The organism is Paenibacillus chibensis (assembly GCF_004001045.1).
GTDB classification, from domain to species: Bacteria; Bacillota; Bacilli; order Paenibacillales; family Paenibacillaceae; genus Paenibacillus_AQ; species Paenibacillus_AQ chibensis.
Genome location: NZ_BIMK01000033.1, coordinates 24,554 through 42,690, shown reverse-complemented (window position 1 = coordinate 42,690; position 18,137 = coordinate 24,554). Strand labels below are relative to the sequence as shown.

Sequence of the window (18,137 nt, the reverse complement as noted above, 5' to 3'; positions counted from 1 at the left end):
AATGGAGTCAGACCGCGCTTAACTGTAGTTTTTCTTGCGAGATCAGGATGCGGAGGCTTCGAAACTTATACTTTCTGATCTCTTAACAAAAAAGCCGCTCCGAGAGCGGCTTCATTCCCATCATCCCATACGTATTGCATGACCTGTTCCCTTCCTACTTAAACCAGCCCCGCTTCAGGAACCACATCACCATTCCGCCGCCGAGCACGAACATCAGCAGGAGCACCGCCGGATAACCCCATGGCCAGGCAAGCTCCGGCATGCGGGCGAAGTTCATCCCGTAGATGCCTGCGATCAGCGTCAGCGGCATGAACACGGTCGTGATCACGGTGAGCGTCTTCATGATCGAATTCATCCGGTTGGAATTGAGCGAAATATAGCTGTCGCGCAGGTCCGCCGTCATTTCGCGGTCGGCCTCGATCATGTCGGTCAGCTTCAGCAGATGGTCGTAAATATCGCCAAAATATACCTTATGCTCATTATTGCTTTGGACATGCTGGGAGTTCACGATCCGATACATCAGGTCGCGCATCGGCACCACCGTGCGCCGCAGCTTTAGCAGGCGTCCCCGCAGGTCGAACACCTGGTTCATCAGGTCTTCGATGGATTCGGTGCTGCCGCGGTTCTCCAGCTCTGCCAGCTCGTCTTCGATGCTGAACACGCTCGGAAAATACTTATCTACCAGCTTATCCATGACGTTATAGGCGCAGGAGACCGGTCCGCGCGACCAGATTTTGCGGTCATGGGCATGCTGGATGATCTCCGCCCAGGCCTCGTCCACCTCCTGCAGCACGGAGCTGTGAAAGGACACGATCAGGTTCTGGCCAAGAAACAGATCGACCTCTTCGACCCGCAGCGTTTCCGGGTCCAGCGCATGCAGCACGAAAAACTGCAGGTCTTCGTAGTAGTCCAGCTTCGGACGCTGCAGCACATGCAGGCAGTCCTCCACCGCGAGCGGATGGAAATGAAAATATGTAGTCAAAAGCGCCGATTCCTGCGGCGTCGGTGCATTAAAGTCCACCCAGATCCAGGCATAATCCTCCGGCTGGAGCTTCTCCAGCGGAATTCCGGTCACGACCTCATGCGAGCGGGTAATAGCCAGCGTGCGTATCATTGATTATTGCGAACCCCTTTCAGCCCAAAAAAATGCTTTGAATCCTCCGGTGCTGCAGCGGCGGGACGCAAATGTGCCTATTTCGAACCGGTCCGCTGCCGCCATGCTACAGCCTATATTGTACAGTATCTGCTGCCCTTACAGGAAATGATGCGCTTACGGGCATACAAAAAAGCCAACCTCATCGATTGGCCCCCACTCTAATCCTATTGTTTTGTCTAAAATAATATTTTATAAATAATGCCTGCCAAGATGGCGGAGATCGGAATGGTAATGAACCATGTAATCACGATCCGTCCGGCCAGCGACCATTTCACTTCGGAGAAACGCTTCGCGCTGCCTACCCCGAGAATGGCGGATGTTACCGCATGGGTTGTGCTGACGGGCAGGTGCAGCAGAGTCGCGCCGAAAATGACGGAAGCGGAGGTAAAGTCGGCCGCAAACCCGTTGATCGGTTCGATTTTGAAAATTTTCGTGCCCATGGTCTTGATGATCTTCCAGCCGCCGATGGATGTGCCGAGCGCCATGGAGGTCGCTGCCGCAATTTTAACCCAAAGCGGTACTTCGAGATGATCCAAGTGTCCGGAGGTTACGAGGGCAAAAGTGATAATCCCCATCGCTTTTTGCGCATCGTTCGTGCCGTGCGTAAAAGACTGCGCCGCAGCGGTAAGGATCTGCATGGTGCGGAAGCCCTTATTCACGGTATGCGGACTCTTTTTCGCGAAAATCCACTTGAGAATCGTCATGATAATATAACCGATGACAAAGGCAATCAACGGAGATAAGAGAAGACCCTCGACGATTTCGATAAAGCCGCTCCATTTGATGTGGCTTGAACCGGCTCCAACAAAGACAGCACCCGCGAGTGCACCGATAAGCGCATGCGAGGAGGAAGAAGGAATGCCGAGCCACCAGGTTGCCAGGTTCCAGATGATCGCAGCCAGCAATGTGGCTATGACCACCTCTAGCCCGTTATCAAGCGTTGTCGGATCCGTTACGCTGCCGCCGATTTTCTTCGCAACCCCTGTAAAAAGGATCGCACCGACGAAGTTCATCACCGCTGCCAGGATGATCGCCGTACGCGGCTTCAGCGCGCGCGTCGATACCGAGGTTGCAATCGCGTTGGCCGTGTCATGAAACCCGTTAATAAAGTCAAACGCCAGCGCCAGGAAAATTACAATGCCTATAACGACTAATGATGATGATGTATCCATGTTTTGTAGGCCCCTTACGAGTTGCTCATAATGATCGATTCCAGCATATTGGCCACGTCTTCGCAAGCGTCGGTGGTAGTTTCCAGCCGTTCGTAAATCTCTTTGCGCTTGATCAGCTCAATCGGGTCCGTCACTTTCGCGAACAACTCTTTGATGCAGATGCGAAGCAGCTCGTCCCCTTGGTTCTCCAGATCGTTCAGACGGATCGTATACTCACGGATCGCAAGCAGTTTTTTCTGGGACAGCAAATGAATCGCCTTCTGAATCTCATAAGCCGACTGCCGCAAAATTTCCGCAAACTGTACGATATAATCGTCAGGGTCCGGCAGATGATACATATCAAAACGTGAAGCGCAAGCTTCCAGCCCGTCCATTACATCATCCAAAGTGGTTGTCAAATCCATAATGTCATCGCGTTCGATCGGCGTTATAAACGTTTTGTTGAGTTCCGTAATAATGGTGTGTGTATACTCGTCACACTGCGACTCAAACTTCTTCATTTCATTGGCAAAAAGAAGCACATCTTCGAGATTGGCTACACGCTGTGCGAAATAATCGGCAGCTTGTACAATCGTATCGGCCATATTCTCCAAGGTCTGGAAAAATACGTCCTTTTTCTTCAATTTCATACGATAACCCCTTTACTTAAAATTGCCGTGAACGCGCCAAAACAGAAAAGATGACAACCCTAACTATTTTATCAATCCGCGGCGCTGTTTGTAAAGATAACCGCCTTTGTATTTTAACGGAATGTAAAGGCCCGGACAGGGTTTCATACGATAAATTACCCATTCTTGCGCAAAATTATCCAAGGGCTGGAATAACGGATTCCAGGATTTTCAAATCGGACGAGACGTAAAGCCTTATGGCTGATGGAGTTGGATATGGCTGTCGAAGGTTGGCGCATTCGGAACGATATTGAAATATGTGGTACCCGGGTATAAAGGCACTTCCTTCCCGTCCTTCACGAAGCGGATCACATCCCCCTTGGCGCGTACCCAGCGGCCCTGAATTACCTTGCCCCGCTGAAGCAGAATCGCCTCTCCGCCCTTTTCGAGATCAACAGCCAGGCGGCCGACATCATCCAGCGTCTCATGGTCCGCTCCCAGCACCACCACATTCGTTGCCGTCAGCTGCTCTCCCGTATTCAAGTCGATATGCGGTTTGCCATTGATCGAACGCAGGTACATCTTGCCTGCCGCATTATACGCATACGTTACCTTGTAGCTTTTCAGAAGAAAGGTAATATCCACCCCGGATGCATCGTCGCCCTCTGGAAGGTCCTCCTCGGCCCGGAACGTGTACGCCGGGATATCCACTTCCTTTTTGTACCCGCGCTTGTCTGCGCCCTGCCGGAGCTTGTCTGCGTCCGAATAGAGGTTATGCGGAGCCTTGCGCGTTTTGTCTCTCCAAAAGTATGCCCCTGCGTTGCCGATTTCATCGAGATCTTCCTTATGCTGCTTTTGCAGGATCGCATACGCGTCATTGCTGCCGCCCGCATGCACGAGAACCCCGCCGTAGCTTTCGCCGATATCGATCAGGTACGGACGGATGCTGCGGATCGGGCCGATTTTCTCATCGGTTCCCCTGCTCTGAAAAATGCCGATCAAACGCGTGATGCCGCCCTCGGCCAGCACCTCATACACGATGTCCGCCTGGGTCAGCCCGGACTGCGGGCGCGCGGCCGGCGCGTTGTTGATCATGATGGACAGCGGACGCACCGCTGCAGCATGATCCATTGGCAGCCCCGTTAAGGGTGCCGTGAAAGCAGCCGTTTCCGGCTCGCCCGATGAAATCGGATCTTCTTGCGCCGGATCCTCCGAAGGCGTCTGTTCCTCCACGGCCGGGGCCTTGGGCGCATCCGCTTTCTGCTGACCGCAGGCAGCGAGCAGCGATCCGCATAGCAATAGACAAATCAAACCGCTTCCCAGCTTGTACCCCCTGTTTGCTCCAGTTACATCCTGTTTTCCCATATGACAAATGTCCCCCTTTGCTTCTCTCCCGGTTCGCTTCATAGCGATTCGTTGTCTTCTCCCGTCGTCCCTTCAGTCTTCCTTTTCCTCCCATTTAAGCATAAATAGCCGGTTTTGTCTTTGATAACCTAAGCGACATTCCCCGGATTGCGTTTATAGCTTCGATTTCGCTTATTTCATCCCAAAAAGAGACCTTCATAAATTAATTTTAAATTTTATTTAAAATTGTGATTTAAATCACATGATATGTGAAATTATTCACATATAATAAAGACATGAAAGAGATGATCATCTTCCAACAAAAACATAGAAGCGAAACACCAAGACAAACGACTCAGAAGCTTCTGTTCATACCATTAAAACAATTGAGGAGTGGATTGTAATGTTCAACAACTGGCTGAGAAACAACAAAGTGGCAATGTGGTTACTGACGGTGGTCCGGATCTACCTTGGATATACCTGGATCAAAGGCGGCATCGAGAAATTAACAGGCGGGTTCGATGCGGGAGGCTTCCTGCAGGGCGCCATCGCCAAAGCAAGTGGTGATCACCCCGCCGTGCAAGGCTGGTGGGCGGCCTTCCTGGAACATGGCGCACTGCCTGGAGTGAAATTGTTCAACGTCGTCATCCCGCTGGGTGAAACGCTGGTAGGCCTGGGACTTATCCTGGGTACCTTCACCACCTTCGCGGCACTGATGGCCATGGTGATGAACTTCGCGTTCCTCTTCTCGGGCACCGTAAGCACCAACGCACAAATGCTTCTGCTTGAAATCTTCATCGTGGTCGCTGCCGCTAACGCCGGACGCATCGGACTGGATCATTGGGTAATGCCTTACCTGCGGGGCCTCTTCCGCAACAAAGGTCATGTGCACGCTCCCGCTCCTGCTCCGCAAGGCGGAATGACGAAACACAAAGGCGCCGCTTAAACGAACCCATGATGCAAATCCACCACAAAGAGCCGGGCTGGAACTTCCAGCCCGGCTCGCTTACGTTCATGATCAGTGCCCTCTTACGAGCCGAACATCCAGCAGTTCAGGCTGAGGCTACCGTACTGGTAAGCCTGAAAGAGGCGCTCGGCCCGGCGGTCATCATCCGCTGCACCCATGGCGTAAAACAGGGGAACGAAATGCTCCGTACCGTAGGAAGGCACCGCCTGGCGGGCATACGGAGCTTTTTTGTCGTAATCGAACAACTCGTTTAACTTCCAGCTTCCCAGCTGGCCTGCGATCCATTCATCGAACTCCACCGCCCACGGGTCGGCTTCTTCCGACTGGCCGATCATGCGCAGATTATGCACAAGACCGCCGCTGCCGATCACCAGCACATTCTGCTGGCGCAGCTCCTTCAGCATGGCGCCGATCGTGTATTGCTCCGCAGGTGAACGTCTGGAGTCCACGGACAGCTCCACGACCGGAATATCGGCATTCGGATACATTTTTTGCAAAATGACCCATACCCCGTGATCCAGCCCCCGGCCAAGAACCGGCTGATACGGCAGATTGCCTGCGTCAAACAGCTGCCCAATCTGCTGGGTAAGCGATGCAGAGCCCGGAGCCGGATACCGCAGTTCATACATGGCTTCGGGAAACCCGTAAAAGTCATGCATCGTGCCGTGGGACTCATCCACGCTGACGGACTGGTCGGGACTATCCCAATGCGCCGAGAAAACGGCGATGGCTTCCGGCTTCGGAAGCTCTTGTCCCAGCTGCTCCAGAAAGCGTGTGTATCCGTTGTCTTCCAGGGCGAGCATAGGTGAACCGTGCGCTACAAATAAAGATGGTAATGTCATCGATGTCAACCTCCACACGCCAGTATAAGTTGCTACTTATATTTTACCGTGTATGAAGAGATAATTCCAATCTCTGTATCACTGCTGGCTTGAATGATTTCTTGTAATGTATAGAGTGTCTGCGGTTTTGCGTTAGATCATCCAGTGCTGCCAATCCTGCTGCAGGTTCTTCTGCTCGTTTAACCATTCCTTCGTCCGATGAATCAGCTGCCCGCAGTGGGCTCCCGAAGAATAGGTATGATTCCCCTGGAAAATAATTTCTTTATCGCAGCGGCCCTCCGGCCGCATCCAGAATACCTTTTGATACAGAAAAGCGTAATCCACCGGAATCGTGTCGTCCGACGTGCCGTGCACAACCAGCACATTGCCTGTGAACTTAATGGCCTCCTGAAACGGCTGGTAGGTGCCCAGCGAATCAAAAAAGGCGGGCGCGAATTCGAAGCCGAGATAATCGGAGCTGCCAGTCTTGACCGCATGGTCGTACACCTCCCGGCCGGTAATCTTCAAGATATCGCTGAGCGGATATCCGACCGCCGACCACAGCACCAGATGCTTCACCCTGCGGTCGCGCACCGCGGTCAGGATGGCTACCGCCCCGCCCAGGCTGTGTCCGATCAACGTCACCTGGGACGGATCGACATTGCCGCAATCCAGCGCATAATCCAGCACGCTCCGGGTCTGCGCGATCATCGACTCCAGCCCTTCCTTCCCGTAAGAGCCGCTGCTCTCGCCGCAGCCGGCATAATCGAAGCGCAGCACCATGTAGCCTTCCGCAGCCAGCTCCCGCGCGGTTTTCACGAATAAACGGTCCACGCCCACCCGGCTTCCGACGAAACCGTGGCAAATGACGACAAGCGGGGCCCGCTCCCCGCAGCGTCCGTTAGAGCCCTCAGGCTGCACCGGATAATGAAGGCTCGCGGTCAGCTCCTCCTGACCATGGCGAATAAGTATCTGTCTTTCCATGACGCTTCTCCTCCTCTAAATAAATCATTGAACGTTCGGCCGGCATATCTGCGTTCTGCCGATGTTCAAGCTTGTTTTTTATTTATATTTAATAATTCCGATAAGTTTAATAAGAATTAGGTTTGATGATCATATTATCACCGCCTTCTTGGCCTTGTCAATCGTTATCCGAAAGGGTTTTTTGTGAAATCCGTGCGGCTTGGTATGGAACGTGTCCGCATCGCGGAAACTACGGGGAGAACTGTCATTTGGGAAAGGGTTATGAACATGTGGCAACAATGGATCTCGCATATTCGCGAGCATCCCCTGTCCTGGGTGCTCGTTGCTTGTGTCATACTGGCCGTGATTTACGTGGCCCTGAATTACGAGAATCTTTTTTACCGGGAATAAGCCGGGCCAAGGATCCGAATGGAACGCATCCCCTTGTGTTCGGCAGTTTCTGTTCCTATACTTGTTGTATACGGAGGAACGGATATGACACCAAGACAAATGATTCAAGAGAACAACCGTCTGCGGGAGCAGATGACTCCGGATAACCGGGATTTTTATGAAACGATCGTGGTCTATGTGCGCGACAGCCGCGTAGACCGGCAGCAGGGCGAACAGCGGCTGCTGGAACTGGCGCGGGACGTGCTGGAAGCGCAGCGCAAAGGAACATCGGCTGCGGGACTCTTCGGCGGGGATGCGGAAGCTTACGCCCGCACGGTTGTCGAAACGCTGCCGGCGGTGAAGCCCGTCGAGGGAACCGCCTACTACATCATGATTGCCTGGATCGGGCTTACGGTCTTGTTTCTGGTGGAGGCCGTGATCGGCTTCGGGGCGCAGCTTGCCGGCTACAGCGGCAGTTCGCTGAACCGCCTCAGCCTGCTGGCGATCATTCTGGTTGCGGTCGGCTCCATCCTCGTCATGGAGGTTCTGACGAAGTCGCTCGCCAAAGAGCAGGAGAACCGCAAGCAGGGAATCAATCTGAAAGCCATCGGCGTCTATGTGATCATTGCGGTCGTCGTGATGGCGCTCGGCTTCTCGCTTGGCCGAATGCTGCCGGTATTCACCGTGCCGCCATGGCTCAGCCTTGTCCTGTGCGTCATCGGCTTCCTGGGCATCCGCTTCATTTTTATGCGCAAATCCAAATAGCATCGCCATAAAGAACAAAACATCTTTGCCTGTAACAGCTAGGGTTTCGCTGCAGGCAGAGATGTTTTTTGTGTTTTAAAGCAAATAAACCCGCATAAAGACAAAAATATCTCCAAGTTTCTTTCAAATGTTTACATCCTCGAAACAAGCGGACGCCATCCCGAAACAAGACGCGGGTAATATGAAGGTATGAAAGGTTAACGAAATTCATTTGGAGGTGCTTATTCATGAAATTCAATAAATCCGCAATCACAGCCGCTGCCCTGATCGCAGCCATTTCCCTGCAGGCAGGCGCCGGAGCGATTCACGCCGCCGGAACATCCGCCGCCACGAAAACCGTCACCGCTTCCGTTTCCGCTTCAGCCAAAGCGGCGCATCAGAACGCCATCTACAATCAGATGATGAAGCTGCTCAAATCCCCGTCCAAGCAGGCGGAGGCGCTCAGCTACATGGAGAAAAACATCTATCAGGTCACGCCTTGGCAAGCAAGTCTGATGGCACTGAAGCTCGAAAACGCCGAAAAAGCGAACCTGGATGCCTGGAACGACAAGTTCTTCAAGGAAGGTGTTCAGTCCAAACTGATGAAGCTCATGAAGTCCGGCGATGATTTGACATCGCTCATCAATAAGACCAGCGACAAGAACCTGAAAGCCTTGTTTAAAGGCGCACGCGACAGCGGCTACCGCCTGGAAACCTCGGAAGGCATGTTCTATCTGGTCGTGGATTATCCACGGTTCCAGAAGGTCCGCTCCTACGTGACCGCCGACATCAAGAGCTATATCGATATCATGACGGTGGAGACCAAGGCTCCGTTCGCCAATGATGCGGCCCTGTCCATCGGATGGACGGAAGTGACCAAGCGCGCGCTGGCGCAGGAAGCCTTCGTGAAGAGCTTCCCGCATTCGAACCGAACCGCCCAAGTGAAAAATTTGTATACCCAGTATTTGAGCATTTCGATGTCCGGACTCAATAACACGCCTCTATTCGACTACGATACCCACAAAGTGGACGCCAAGGCCAAAGCCGCCCTGCAGGCCGCGGTGAGCAAAGGCGATGTGACGAAGAGCGGTTATTTGAAAAAGATCAAAGGCTTCCTGGACGTGCTGGACAAAAACAACGATGTCCTGACGCCTGAAGTCGATAAGTATCGAAAAGCCGCAACCGGATTGAAATAACGGAATTCTGCGCTCAAGATCGGCAAAATTCCGAGCCTCGAAAAGGCTGGCTGTACGATGTATAGAATCAACAGAGTGAAAGAAAGAAGACTTCCGAGACGGGGGTCTTCTTTTTTTTAGTTCTTATTTCCCTCCATCGGAGTATATAAATCTATTATCACACTCCGTAAATAATTTTCTATATTTCCGGATATTAAGAAAATTATTTTCTAAAAGCGTTTACAAAGTAATTATATTTTGTTAGCCTAAAGGCATTAAAAGGAAATTCATTCTGGGAAAAGGAGTGAAGAAACATGCAGCAATACGACGTGATCGTGATGGGCGGAGGCATCTCCGGCTCCATGGCAGCCATGGCTGCGGCCACGACCGGGGCACGGACGCTGATCATTGAGTCCCATGGTTTTTTGGGAGGCACGCTTACAGCTAACGGGGTCGGTCCGATGATGACCTTCCATGCCGGCGACAAGCTCGCCATTCAGGGATTCACCAATCAATTGATCGAACGGCTGAAGAAGCTGGGGAAATCCCCGGGGCATATATTCGACACCGTGGGCTTTACATACTCGGTCACCCCGTTTGACGCCGAGGCGATGAAGCATGAGCTGGAGCTGATGGTAACCGAAGCCGGGGCCGACATCCTCTATCATACGATGCTGGCCGGAGTTCTTACGGAGAACGGCCGCATCACCGGCATTCAAGTATGCAACAAATCGGGCATCGGCGAGCTCCGGGCCGCCGTCTTCATCGATGCTACAGGCGACGGCGACCTGTCCGCAGGCGCAGGCGTCGAATACACGAAGGGGCGCGAGTCCGACGGGGCAACCCAGCCGATGACCCTGAAGATGAAAATGTACAATGTCGACATCTCCAAGGTCAAGGCGTATATTCACAGCCATCCGGAGGATTTTCCGTTATATAACGGAGATACCTCCATCATCGAGAAGGCTCCGCGCCTTTCGGTCGGCGGCTTTGACAGTCTCTTCCGCAAGGCGAAGGAACGCGGCGAGATTTCCATTCCGCGCGAGAACATTCTATTCTTCGAAACGAACAACCCGGGCGAGGTCATCTTGAACACCACCCGCATCCTCGGCCATGATGCCACCGACGCGCTCAGCCTGAGCCGGGCCGAAATGGAAGGCCGCAAGCAGTGCCGGGAGCTCGAGCTGTTCGTGCGCAAATACATTCCGGGCTTCGAGAACGCGGTCGTCGAGTCCACGGGACCGAACATCGGCGTCCGCGGCTCGCGTCAGATCAAAGGCGTGTACACGCTAACGGCGGACGATATTTTGGAGCAGCGCCTGTTCGACGATACCATCGCCCACTCCGGTTACCCGATCGATATCCACAGCCCGGACGGCGAAGGCACGAAGCATCAGAAGCTGGAATGGGGCGGCATGTACAGCATTCCCTTTTCCTGCATGATCACAGACTCCGTGAGAAACCTGATCGTCATCGGCCGCTGCATCTCGGCCACCTTCGAGGCGCAGGCCGCGATGAGAACGACGCCGACGACAGGCGCCATCGGACACGGCGGCGGGGTTGCGGCAGCGCTCGCGGCGCTGGAGGGACAGGATGTGCAGGACATTGACATCAAGAAGGTGCAGACGATTTTGAAGGAGCAAGGCGCTTATCTGGAAGTTTAGATTGGCATATCACCCATTGGAGAGGGGAAATTCTTGTGACAACGTCCATGTGGTTCCAAGCAATCGGCATTCTGCTCGTCTTTCTCGTATTCGTAGGACTTATGATGGCACGCAAGCTGCCTACCATTCTGGCCCTGCCCTGTATGGCGATCCTCTTCGCCATCATCGCCGGCGTACCTTGGATGTCAAACAATCCGGACGTGACCTCGATCGCCAAGACCATCCTGGCCGGCGGCTCCATGAAGCTGTCCGGCGCGATCGCGGGCCTCGTATTCGGCGCCTGGTTCGGCCAGATTCTGAACAAGGTCGGCATCACCAAATCCATCATCCGCAAGGCGGCCGAGCTGGCCGGGGACAAACCCGTACTTATCGCGATTCTTTTCTTCATTACCGCTTCCATTATCTTCTCTGCCGCCGGCGGACTGGGCATGGTCATCCTCGTCGGTACGATTGTCATTCCGATCATGTTGACGGCGGGCATCTCGCAATTCGTCGCCTCCATCGTCGTCCTGCTGGCCGTCGGGGTCGGCTCCCTCTTCAACGTGTCTAACTGGGCGGTATACGTGGATGTGCTGGGCCTCTCGGTCGATAAAATCGCCAACTACACGCTGGTGGTAGCCCTGCCTCTGATCCTCGTCTCGCTCATCATGATCGTTTTCTACATCAAAAAAGACGGCAAGGGCCGCAAAGCCTGGGCCATGCCTGCCGCTACGCCGGGCGATAACAAGAAGGTACCTGCGATTGCGCTGATCAGTCCGCTCGTGCCGGTCATACTCGTCTTCGTCTTCAAGATCGATATCGTGCCGGCCGTCATCATCGGCGCCATCGTCACGATCCTGCTCACCTGGCCGAAGCGTCCGATCCATATCCTTTCCAGCGCCATGATTGAGGGTATTCAGGACGTGGCCGGAGCCATGGCGCTGATGATCGGCATCGGCATCCTGCTGAGCTCCGTCATGTCGCCGCAGGTGTCGGCTGTCATCTCGCCGCTGATTGAATCGGTGCTGCCGGGCAACCCGGTAATGTACATCCTGTTCTTCACGATCCTGTCGCCGCTTGCAATCTACCGCGGGCCGCTGAACGTATGGGGCCTTGGAAGCGGCATCGCCGCCCTCTTCGTCTCCGCCGGCATGACGCCGGTTGCGGCCATGCTCGCCCTGCGCGCGGTCAGCAACGTGCAGTCCGTCTCCGACCCGACCAACTCGCATAACGTCTGGGTAGCGGATTTCACGAAAAGCGACATTAACGAGATCCTGAAAAAGACGCTGCCGTGGACGATGGCATCCGTGCTGATCTCGTTGATTTTCGGAGCGTTCATGGTGTTTTAAAGTAGGCAGAGAAGGGTCTGGATCGAGATAGGAATTTAGGTTAAAGATTAGGGTTCGAGGTTAGATTCGTGGTTAGGTTCGAGGTTAGGTTCGAGGTTAGGTTCAAGGTTGTTCAATGGGTACAGAGATGAGATATTGAAAATGTGCTTTGGTGATATGAATTTGGGTTTTTGGATGTTTGGTTTTTGGATGTTTGGTTTTTGGATGTTTGATTTTAGGCCCTTTTTTGGATATTGTTTTGGTTTTGCATTATTGCTTCAGCGGAGGAGACGGAATTGTTCTGTAGAAGCGCAGCGTTCGCCTTTGCCCCCGAATTCCAACTCTGTATACACTTATTCAAGGAATTCGGGGGCAACAGCGATCAGAAGAATAATCCGTATCCGGAGCGATGCATGAGCGTCCAATGAGTATCCGGAGCGATGCCTCAGCGTCCAATGAATATCCGAAGCGATGCTCAACGATATAAGAACACAAACCGGGCGAAGCACCCTCACCGGTCCTTTGCCCGTCATCTCAGGAGGACACTATGGGGAGACAAAAGGTAAGAGTGGGCATCGACGTCGGCGGCACGTTTACCGACGCGGCCCTCATCGATAACGAAACATTTGAAGTCATCGAGAAAATGAAAATTCCGACCACTCACCATGATCCGGACGGCGTGGCGAAGGGGATCGTTCAAATTTTGAATCAAATCCTAAGCAGCAAAGGCGTCCGGCCGGAGGACGTTACCTTCATCGCCCACGGCACCACGCAGGCAACCAATGCCCTGCTGGAGGGCGATGTCGCCAAGGTAGGCATCATCGGCATGGGCTCCGGTCTCGATGGGCTGAGCGCCCGCTCCGAATCCAATCCGGGCGACATCGAGCTTGCTCCAGGCAAATATCTTCACACCTATCATACGTATCTGGACTCGAAGAATCTGACGGATGAGCAGATCGAGGCCGCGATCGATGAGCTGGCTGGACAAGGCGCCGAGGTTATCGTCGCCTCCGAGGCTTACAGCGTCGATGATCCCGCCAACGAGCTGCGCGTGGTGGAGCTTGCGAACCGCAAAGGCATCTACGCCACCGGCGGCCATGAGATCAGCCAGCTCTATGGGCTGAAGACACGGACGCGGACGGCGGTCGTCAACGCCTCCCTCATTCCGAAAATGATGGAAACGGCAAACATGACCGAGAAATCCGTCAAAAACGCGAGCATCCAGTCGCAGCTCATGATTATGCGCTGCGACGGCGGCGTCATGAGCATCGACGAGGTGCGCAAGCGGCCGATCCTGACGATGCTGTCGGGCCTGGCTGCAGGCGTCGCCGGGGCGCTGATGTACGAGAAAATATCCGACGGCATTTTCTTTGAAGTCGGCGGCACCAGCGTCGACATTTCCGTCATTAAGAACGGCAAGGTCATGATCAAAAATGCCGAGGTCGGCGGTCACCGCACCTACCTGCAGTCGCTCGACGTGCGCACGCTCGGCATCGCCGGCGGCAGCATGATCAAGGTCGCCGGCGGACGCATCACGGATGTCGGCCCGAGGAGCGCGCATATTGCCGGCAAGGAGTACGAAGCCTTTACGAAGTCGGAAAATATTACCAACCCGAAAGTGAAATTCGTCAGTCCCCGCGAGGGCGACCCGGCCGAATACGCGATCCTCGAATGCGAAGACGGACGGGAATATTCCTACACCCTCGCCGGCGCGGCGAACATTCTGGGCTACGTGCCGGAAGGCGACTATGCCAAGGGCAACCAGGAAGCGGCTCTTAAGGCCTGGAAAGCGCTGGCTGATCATGTCGGCGTCAGCGTGGAAGAGGCCGCGAGACAAGTCATGAACATCGCGATCGACAAGACGATGAAGACCGTGAACGAAATGATCGACGATTACGAGCTGGACCGCTCCTTCGTTACGCTCGTGGGCGGCGGCGGCAGCGGTGCCGTGCTCGTGCCTGCGATGGCGGAGCGCGAAGGCTTCAAATCCCAAATCGCCAATAACGCGCCGTACGTGTCCACCATCGGCGTCGCGCTGGCGATGGTCAAGGAGCAGTTGGAGCGCACTGTCGTCAACCCGACCGACGAGGATATCAAGCGCATCCGTGCCGATATCGTGGAGCGGATCGTCAAGTCCGGCGCTTCCGAGGATACCGTGGAAGTGACGATCGAGATCGACAATCAGAAGAACATCCTCCGCGCGGTCGCCACCGGCTCCACGGAGCTGCGTTCGAAGGATTTGGCCCAGGAGGCGATGTCGGCCCAAGACATGCAGGCGATCGCCGCCAGCTCGATCGATTTGCCGGTGGAGAACACGATGCTGGCTGCGCAAACCGGACGCTGGAGCCTGTTTGCCGGCGAAAGCGTGAAAAAATCATTTTTCGGGCTGCTGAAAAAGAAATCCAGCAGCGTCAGCGTGCTCGACCGCGAAGGCGTCGTCCGCTTCAAGAAGAGCAACGTGCATTACGCCAAGCTGAGCAAAGCTGCGACCGATGCGCTGAGCGATTTTCTCGACGACAACACGATCTACTCCGACGCGAATGCGACGCTGCCGAAGGTATTCGTCTTTTACAAGGAGAAAATGCTTGACTTAACGGGCATGCAGACCAAAGAGCAGCTGCTGTCCATTCTCGACATCGAGACCGAGATGCTGTCCGCCCAGGACGAAATGCTGGTCGTCGCTTATCAGTAAGCCGCGCGATTCCATTCGCGTTCGTCAATCATCCCATAAGGAGGCGCTGCAGATGCCGGTTCCGTACCCGTCCCCCTCTCTTCTGCCTGCGATATCCGATGAACTTTTGGCATGCATGGAGCTGAGGCAGGATCCGCTTTTTCATAAAATTCCGAAAGCCAGAATCCCGTATTACGTCCAGGAATCGCTTCGTGCGGGACGACAGGCCGCGGTACCGTATAAAGGCAGCAGCATCCGCCGGATGTGCGAAGACGCCGGCCTTCATTATGAGGTGACGCAAGCTTCCGGCGACTATCGCAGCGTTTCTTTCCGCGCGCAGATCGATTTTGCCAAGAAACCGCCGCAGATCATCCTGTACGCGTCTTCCCTGAAGGGAATGCAGAAAGTGTGCCGGGATCTCCTCGGAGAGCTGCCCGGGGGTCAAGAAGCGGACATGAAGCTGCTGATCGATATTCATTTGGCGCATGAATTCTACCACTGGCTCGAGTACCGGGATAACGCTTTTACGAATGAGCAGCTCGAACGGATCGATGTTTTCCGGCTGGGACCGTATACGAAAAGATCAAGCGTGGTGCAGTGCAGCGAGATTGCCGCACATGCTTTTTGCCGGGAAGTGACGGGTCTGCCCTGCCTGCCGAATCTGCTGGACTATGCTTATCTGATCGGCGAGAAACAGATGCAGGCCGAAGCGTTCGAGCAGCAGCTCGCCGCTTGCAAATGTTGGATATGATGCACTCTTAATACCTCACTCGGTATGATATAATGGGGAAATCTAGCGGAGATTATCGGATTCGTATTTCCAGCGTTAGATCAGGAGGAGGTAGCATGTCTTCACAGGTTCCGGCTGTCATCGCCAAAATCGTATCGCAAACCCAAAAATTGACTTATGGTGAAAACCAGATCGCCAATTTTGTCATACACAATCCGGACTTCATCACGCGCAACACGATCACGTCCATTGCCAATGAAATCGGCGTATCGGAAACGAGCATTAACCGGTTTTGCAAAAAAGTGGGCTTCAAGGGCTTTAACGATTTTAAAATCGCTTTTGCCCAAGATGCCTTTTACCGGGATATGCAGGCCAAGAAAAAAGAACGCCGGGAGATCAACCCGATCGATGCGCTTGCGCTCGATTACAATGAACTGATCGTTAATACGTCGGCGCTCGTCACCGAGGAGCAGCTCCACCGCGTGGTGGACATTCTGAAGGGCGCACGACGGATCTATGTCATCGGCCTGTTCGATTCCTATCTCGCGGCCATCGCCCTGAAGAATCGCCTGTCGATCATCGGCATTATGGCCGAAGCGCTGAATGACAGCCGGGCCATGAAAATCGCCGCCGCGCAGTGCGGCAAGGAAGACGTCGTTGTGGCCTTCTCCCGCTCCGGCTCGACGAAGGAGATCGTCGATACCGTCGCGATCGCGCAGGTCCATCAGGCCAAGACGATTGCGATCACATGTTATGATTCTTCGCCGATCACGGAAAATGCGGACGTGAACATCATCGTGCCGGACAAAATATCAGTGAACAACAGTGCGCTGATGTCGAATCATATCACCTTCCTGTTCGTCGTGGATCTGATTATGAGCATCTTCATTTCCTCGGACAAAGCTTATTTGAAAAAGAAGCTCGACAGTGAAGCCGTCCTGGCAAGCGACCAGGCGATGACGAATTATTATTTATAATGCGAAAACGTAAAGCGCCCTTCCGGAAACGGAGGGGCGCTTCTTGTTATGCTGCCTGGGGTGTGTTTAGGCATGACTCTCATCAAATCAAGATGTTATACAGATTCGAATCCTTGTTCAGCTCGGTGTACTGCAAGCCCTTGCGGTTCATGCGCTCGATCAGCGGAAGGTAATCCTCTTTGCTGTTCAGCTCAATGCCGACCAGCGCCGGGCCGTTCTCCTTGTTATGCTTCTTCGTATATTCGAAGTTCGTGATATCGTCGCCGGGGCCGAGCACGTCCTGCAGAAATTCGCGCAATGCGCCGGAGCGCTGCGGGAAGTTGATCATGAAGTAATGCTTGATGCCCTCGTACATCAGGGAGCGCTCCTTGATCTCCTGCATCCGGTCGATGTCGTTGTTGCCGCCGCTGATGATGCAGACGACGTTTTTGCCCTGAATCTGCTCGCTGTACAGATCCAGCGCAGCGACTGGCAGTGCGCCCGCCGGCTCGACTACGATCGCATTTTCGTTGTACAGGTCGAGAATCGTTGTGCAGGCTTTGCCCTCCGGCACCTTCACGATGTCGTCAAGCTTGCTGGAACAGATGGAATACGGCATGTCCCCGACTCTTTTCACGGCGGCGCCGTCCACGAATTTATCGATCTCCTGCAGCGTAACGACTTGTTTGCGCAGCAGCGCCTCGCTCATGGATGCCGCCCCCAGAGGCTCAACGCCGATTACCTGGGTGGAAGGACTCACGGTTTTGATATACGTGCTCACGCCTGCCGCCAGACCGCCGCCGCCGATCGTCACGAATACGTAATCCGCGGGCGCGTTCAGGCTCTCCATGACTTCCATCGCGATCGTACCGTTGCCCGCGATGATTTTCGGGGCATCGAACGGATGGATAAAGGTCATGCCCTGCTCCTTGCAGGCCTTCATCGCTTCCTCGGATGCATCGTCGAACGTATCGCCGATCAGGACGACCTCCACATTGCTGCCTCCAAAACGCTTTACCTGCTTTACTTTCTGGTTAGGCGTCGTGCTTGGCATGTAGATTTTGCCCAGAATGCCGAGCGCGTTGCAGGAAAAAGCTACACCTTGGGCATGGTTGCCGGCGCTGGCGCAGACGATGCCGTTAGCCAGCTCTTCGGCAGACAAGCTGCGGATCATGTTATACGCACCCCGGATTTTAAAAGAGCGCACCACCTGCAGATCTTCCCTTTTCAAATAGACGTTGCATTTATACTTTGCGGACAACACCGCATCATGCTGAAGCGGCGTGCGTACGATGACCTCGCGCAGCACATGATGCGCACGCACGATATCCTCCATGGACACCACGTGATCCACGTTCTCATTTGCCGTTACAGCCGTATTCGGGGCAGTCGTTTCATTCAAATGATCCTTCATGTTTTCTCCTCACTCCATCAACCCTCTATCTGTTGTTCAGGGCTTTATTCAATAC

The 18,137-nt window shown here is 54.1% G+C and carries 16 protein-coding genes; 9 read left to right on the top strand and 7 right to left on the bottom strand.

All coding sequences use genetic code 11. The features are described 5' to 3' along the window. Nucleotides 1-154: 154 nt before the first annotated feature. The 4 genes from corA to PCH05_RS21640 form a co-directional block, all read right to left on the bottom strand. Entirely contained in the window at nucleotides 155-1,114 is a 960-nt protein-coding gene (corA, locus tag PCH05_RS21655) for a magnesium/cobalt transporter CorA (RefSeq protein WP_127605796.1), read from the bottom strand. Nucleotides 1,115-1,332: 218 nt separating this feature from the next. After that, the gene (locus PCH05_RS21650; protein WP_127605794.1) at nucleotides 1,333-2,328 is read right to left on the bottom strand and encodes an inorganic phosphate transporter; all 996 of its coding nucleotides are present in this window, start codon (nucleotides 2,326-2,328) and stop codon (nucleotides 1,333-1,335) included. Nucleotides 2,329-2,342: 14 nt separating this feature from the next. Further along, on the bottom strand, nucleotides 2,343-2,957 hold the full coding sequence (locus tag PCH05_RS21645; protein WP_127605792.1) for a DUF47 domain-containing protein: 615 nt from the start codon (nucleotides 2,955-2,957) through the stop codon (nucleotides 2,343-2,345). A 234-nt stretch (nucleotides 2,958-3,191) separates the two neighbouring features. After that, a complete protein-coding gene (locus tag PCH05_RS21640) occupies nucleotides 3,192-4,301 on the bottom strand; it encodes a DUF3048 domain-containing protein (protein ID WP_127605790.1) in 1,110 nt (369 codons plus the stop codon). 382 nt (nucleotides 4,302-4,683) lie between these two features. On the opposite strand from PCH05_RS21640, the gene PCH05_RS21635 reads away from it, so the two are divergent. Beyond that, nucleotides 4,684-5,226, top strand: a complete 543-nt coding sequence (locus PCH05_RS21635) for a DoxX family protein (RefSeq protein WP_127605788.1) — start codon at nucleotides 4,684-4,686, stop codon at nucleotides 5,224-5,226. 83 nt (nucleotides 5,227-5,309) lie between these two features. On the opposite strand, the gene PCH05_RS21630 is transcribed toward PCH05_RS21635, so the two are convergent. Both PCH05_RS21630 and PCH05_RS21625 read right to left on the bottom strand, forming a co-directional pair. Beyond that, nucleotides 5,310-6,089, bottom strand: coding sequence for a DODA-type extradiol aromatic ring-opening family dioxygenase (locus tag PCH05_RS21630; RefSeq protein ID WP_127605785.1), 780 nt, complete (start codon nucleotides 6,087-6,089; stop codon nucleotides 5,310-5,312). 132 nt (nucleotides 6,090-6,221) lie between these two features. Continuing rightward, nucleotides 6,222-7,052: an alpha/beta hydrolase family protein gene (locus tag PCH05_RS21625; RefSeq protein ID WP_127605783.1), complete on the bottom strand. Its 831-nt coding sequence runs from the start codon at nucleotides 7,050-7,052 to the stop codon at nucleotides 6,222-6,224. 267 nt (nucleotides 7,053-7,319) lie between these two features. Here PCH05_RS21625 and PCH05_RS27950 point away from each other — a divergent pair, with 267 nt between their 5' ends. The 8 genes from PCH05_RS27950 to PCH05_RS21590 all read left to right on the top strand — a co-directional run bounded on the left by PCH05_RS27950 (nucleotide 7,320) and on the right by PCH05_RS21590 (nucleotide 16,689). After that, on the top strand, nucleotides 7,320-7,442 hold the full coding sequence (locus PCH05_RS27950) for a hypothetical protein (RefSeq protein WP_281278788.1): 123 nt from the start codon (nucleotides 7,320-7,322) through the stop codon (nucleotides 7,440-7,442). A gap of 84 nt (nucleotides 7,443-7,526) precedes the next feature. Further along, a complete protein-coding gene (locus PCH05_RS21620; RefSeq protein ID WP_164766750.1) occupies nucleotides 7,527-8,186 on the top strand; it encodes a DUF1129 family protein in 660 nt (219 codons plus the stop codon). A gap of 227 nt (nucleotides 8,187-8,413) precedes the next feature. Further along, the gene (locus PCH05_RS21615; protein ID WP_127605779.1) at nucleotides 8,414-9,361 is read left to right on the top strand and encodes a hypothetical protein; all 948 of its coding nucleotides are present in this window, start codon (nucleotides 8,414-8,416) and stop codon (nucleotides 9,359-9,361) included. A gap of 293 nt (nucleotides 9,362-9,654) precedes the next feature. Beyond that, nucleotides 9,655-11,004, top strand: a complete 1,350-nt coding sequence (locus PCH05_RS21610; protein WP_127605777.1) for an FAD-dependent oxidoreductase — start codon at nucleotides 9,655-9,657, stop codon at nucleotides 11,002-11,004. A 35-nt stretch (nucleotides 11,005-11,039) separates the two neighbouring features. Further along, on the top strand, nucleotides 11,040-12,332 hold the full coding sequence (locus PCH05_RS21605) for a citrate transporter (RefSeq protein ID WP_218030542.1): 1,293 nt from the start codon (nucleotides 11,040-11,042) through the stop codon (nucleotides 12,330-12,332). Nucleotides 12,333-12,858: 526 nt separating this feature from the next. Beyond that, nucleotides 12,859-15,003 carry a hydantoinase/oxoprolinase family protein gene (locus PCH05_RS21600; RefSeq protein WP_127605775.1) on the top strand — a complete coding sequence of 715 codons (2,145 nt, stop codon included), beginning with the start codon at nucleotides 12,859-12,861 and terminating at the stop codon, nucleotides 15,001-15,003. Nucleotides 15,004-15,055: 52 nt separating this feature from the next. After that, nucleotides 15,056-15,733 carry a hypothetical protein gene (locus PCH05_RS21595; protein ID WP_127605773.1) on the top strand — a complete coding sequence of 226 codons (678 nt, stop codon included), beginning with the start codon at nucleotides 15,056-15,058 and terminating at the stop codon, nucleotides 15,731-15,733. Between the two features lie 95 nt (nucleotides 15,734-15,828). Continuing rightward, on the top strand, nucleotides 15,829-16,689 hold the full coding sequence (locus tag PCH05_RS21590; protein WP_127605771.1) for a MurR/RpiR family transcriptional regulator: 861 nt from the start codon (nucleotides 15,829-15,831) through the stop codon (nucleotides 16,687-16,689). A gap of 82 nt (nucleotides 16,690-16,771) precedes the next feature. Here the strand turns inward: PCH05_RS21590 and ilvA are convergent, their stop codons facing one another. Then, nucleotides 16,772-18,082, bottom strand: a complete 1,311-nt coding sequence (gene ilvA / locus PCH05_RS21585) for a threonine ammonia-lyase IlvA (protein WP_174806290.1) — start codon at nucleotides 18,080-18,082, stop codon at nucleotides 16,772-16,774. Nucleotides 18,083-18,137: the final 55 nt, after the last annotated feature.

Excerpts from the sequence above, each read along its gene's own strand:
- corA (WP_127605796.1), bottom strand. The coding sequence starts at position 1,114 with ATGATACGCACGCTGGCTATTACCCGCTCGCATGAGGTCGTGACCGGA.
- PCH05_RS21650 (WP_127605794.1), bottom strand. The coding sequence starts at position 2,328 with ATGGATACATCATCATCATTAGTCGTTATAGGCATTGTAATTTTCCTG.
- PCH05_RS21645 (WP_127605792.1), bottom strand. The coding sequence starts at position 2,957 with ATGAAATTGAAGAAAAAGGACGTATTTTTCCAGACCTTGGAGAATATG.
- PCH05_RS21640 (WP_127605790.1), bottom strand. The coding sequence starts at position 4,301 with ATGGGAAAACAGGATGTAACTGGAGCAAACAGGGGGTACAAGCTGGGA.
- PCH05_RS21635 (WP_127605788.1), top strand. The coding sequence starts at position 4,684 with ATGTTCAACAACTGGCTGAGAAACAACAAAGTGGCAATGTGGTTACTG.
- PCH05_RS21630 (WP_127605785.1), bottom strand. The coding sequence starts at position 6,089 with ATGACATTACCATCTTTATTTGTAGCGCACGGTTCACCTATGCTCGCC.
- PCH05_RS21625 (WP_127605783.1), bottom strand. The coding sequence starts at position 7,052 with ATGGAAAGACAGATACTTATTCGCCATGGTCAGGAGGAGCTGACCGCG.
- PCH05_RS27950 (WP_281278788.1), top strand. The coding sequence starts at position 7,320 with ATGTGGCAACAATGGATCTCGCATATTCGCGAGCATCCCCTGTCCTGG.
- PCH05_RS21620 (WP_164766750.1), top strand. The coding sequence starts at position 7,527 with ATGACACCAAGACAAATGATTCAAGAGAACAACCGTCTGCGGGAGCAG.
- PCH05_RS21615 (WP_127605779.1), top strand. The coding sequence starts at position 8,414 with ATGAAATTCAATAAATCCGCAATCACAGCCGCTGCCCTGATCGCAGCC.
- PCH05_RS21610 (WP_127605777.1), top strand. The coding sequence starts at position 9,655 with ATGCAGCAATACGACGTGATCGTGATGGGCGGAGGCATCTCCGGCTCC.
- PCH05_RS21600 (WP_127605775.1), top strand. The coding sequence starts at position 12,859 with ATGGGGAGACAAAAGGTAAGAGTGGGCATCGACGTCGGCGGCACGTTT.
- PCH05_RS21595 (WP_127605773.1), top strand. The coding sequence starts at position 15,056 with ATGCCGGTTCCGTACCCGTCCCCCTCTCTTCTGCCTGCGATATCCGAT.
- PCH05_RS21590 (WP_127605771.1), top strand. The coding sequence starts at position 15,829 with ATGTCTTCACAGGTTCCGGCTGTCATCGCCAAAATCGTATCGCAAACC.
- ilvA (WP_174806290.1), bottom strand. The coding sequence starts at position 18,082 with ATGAAGGATCATTTGAATGAAACGACTGCCCCGAATACGGCTGTAACG.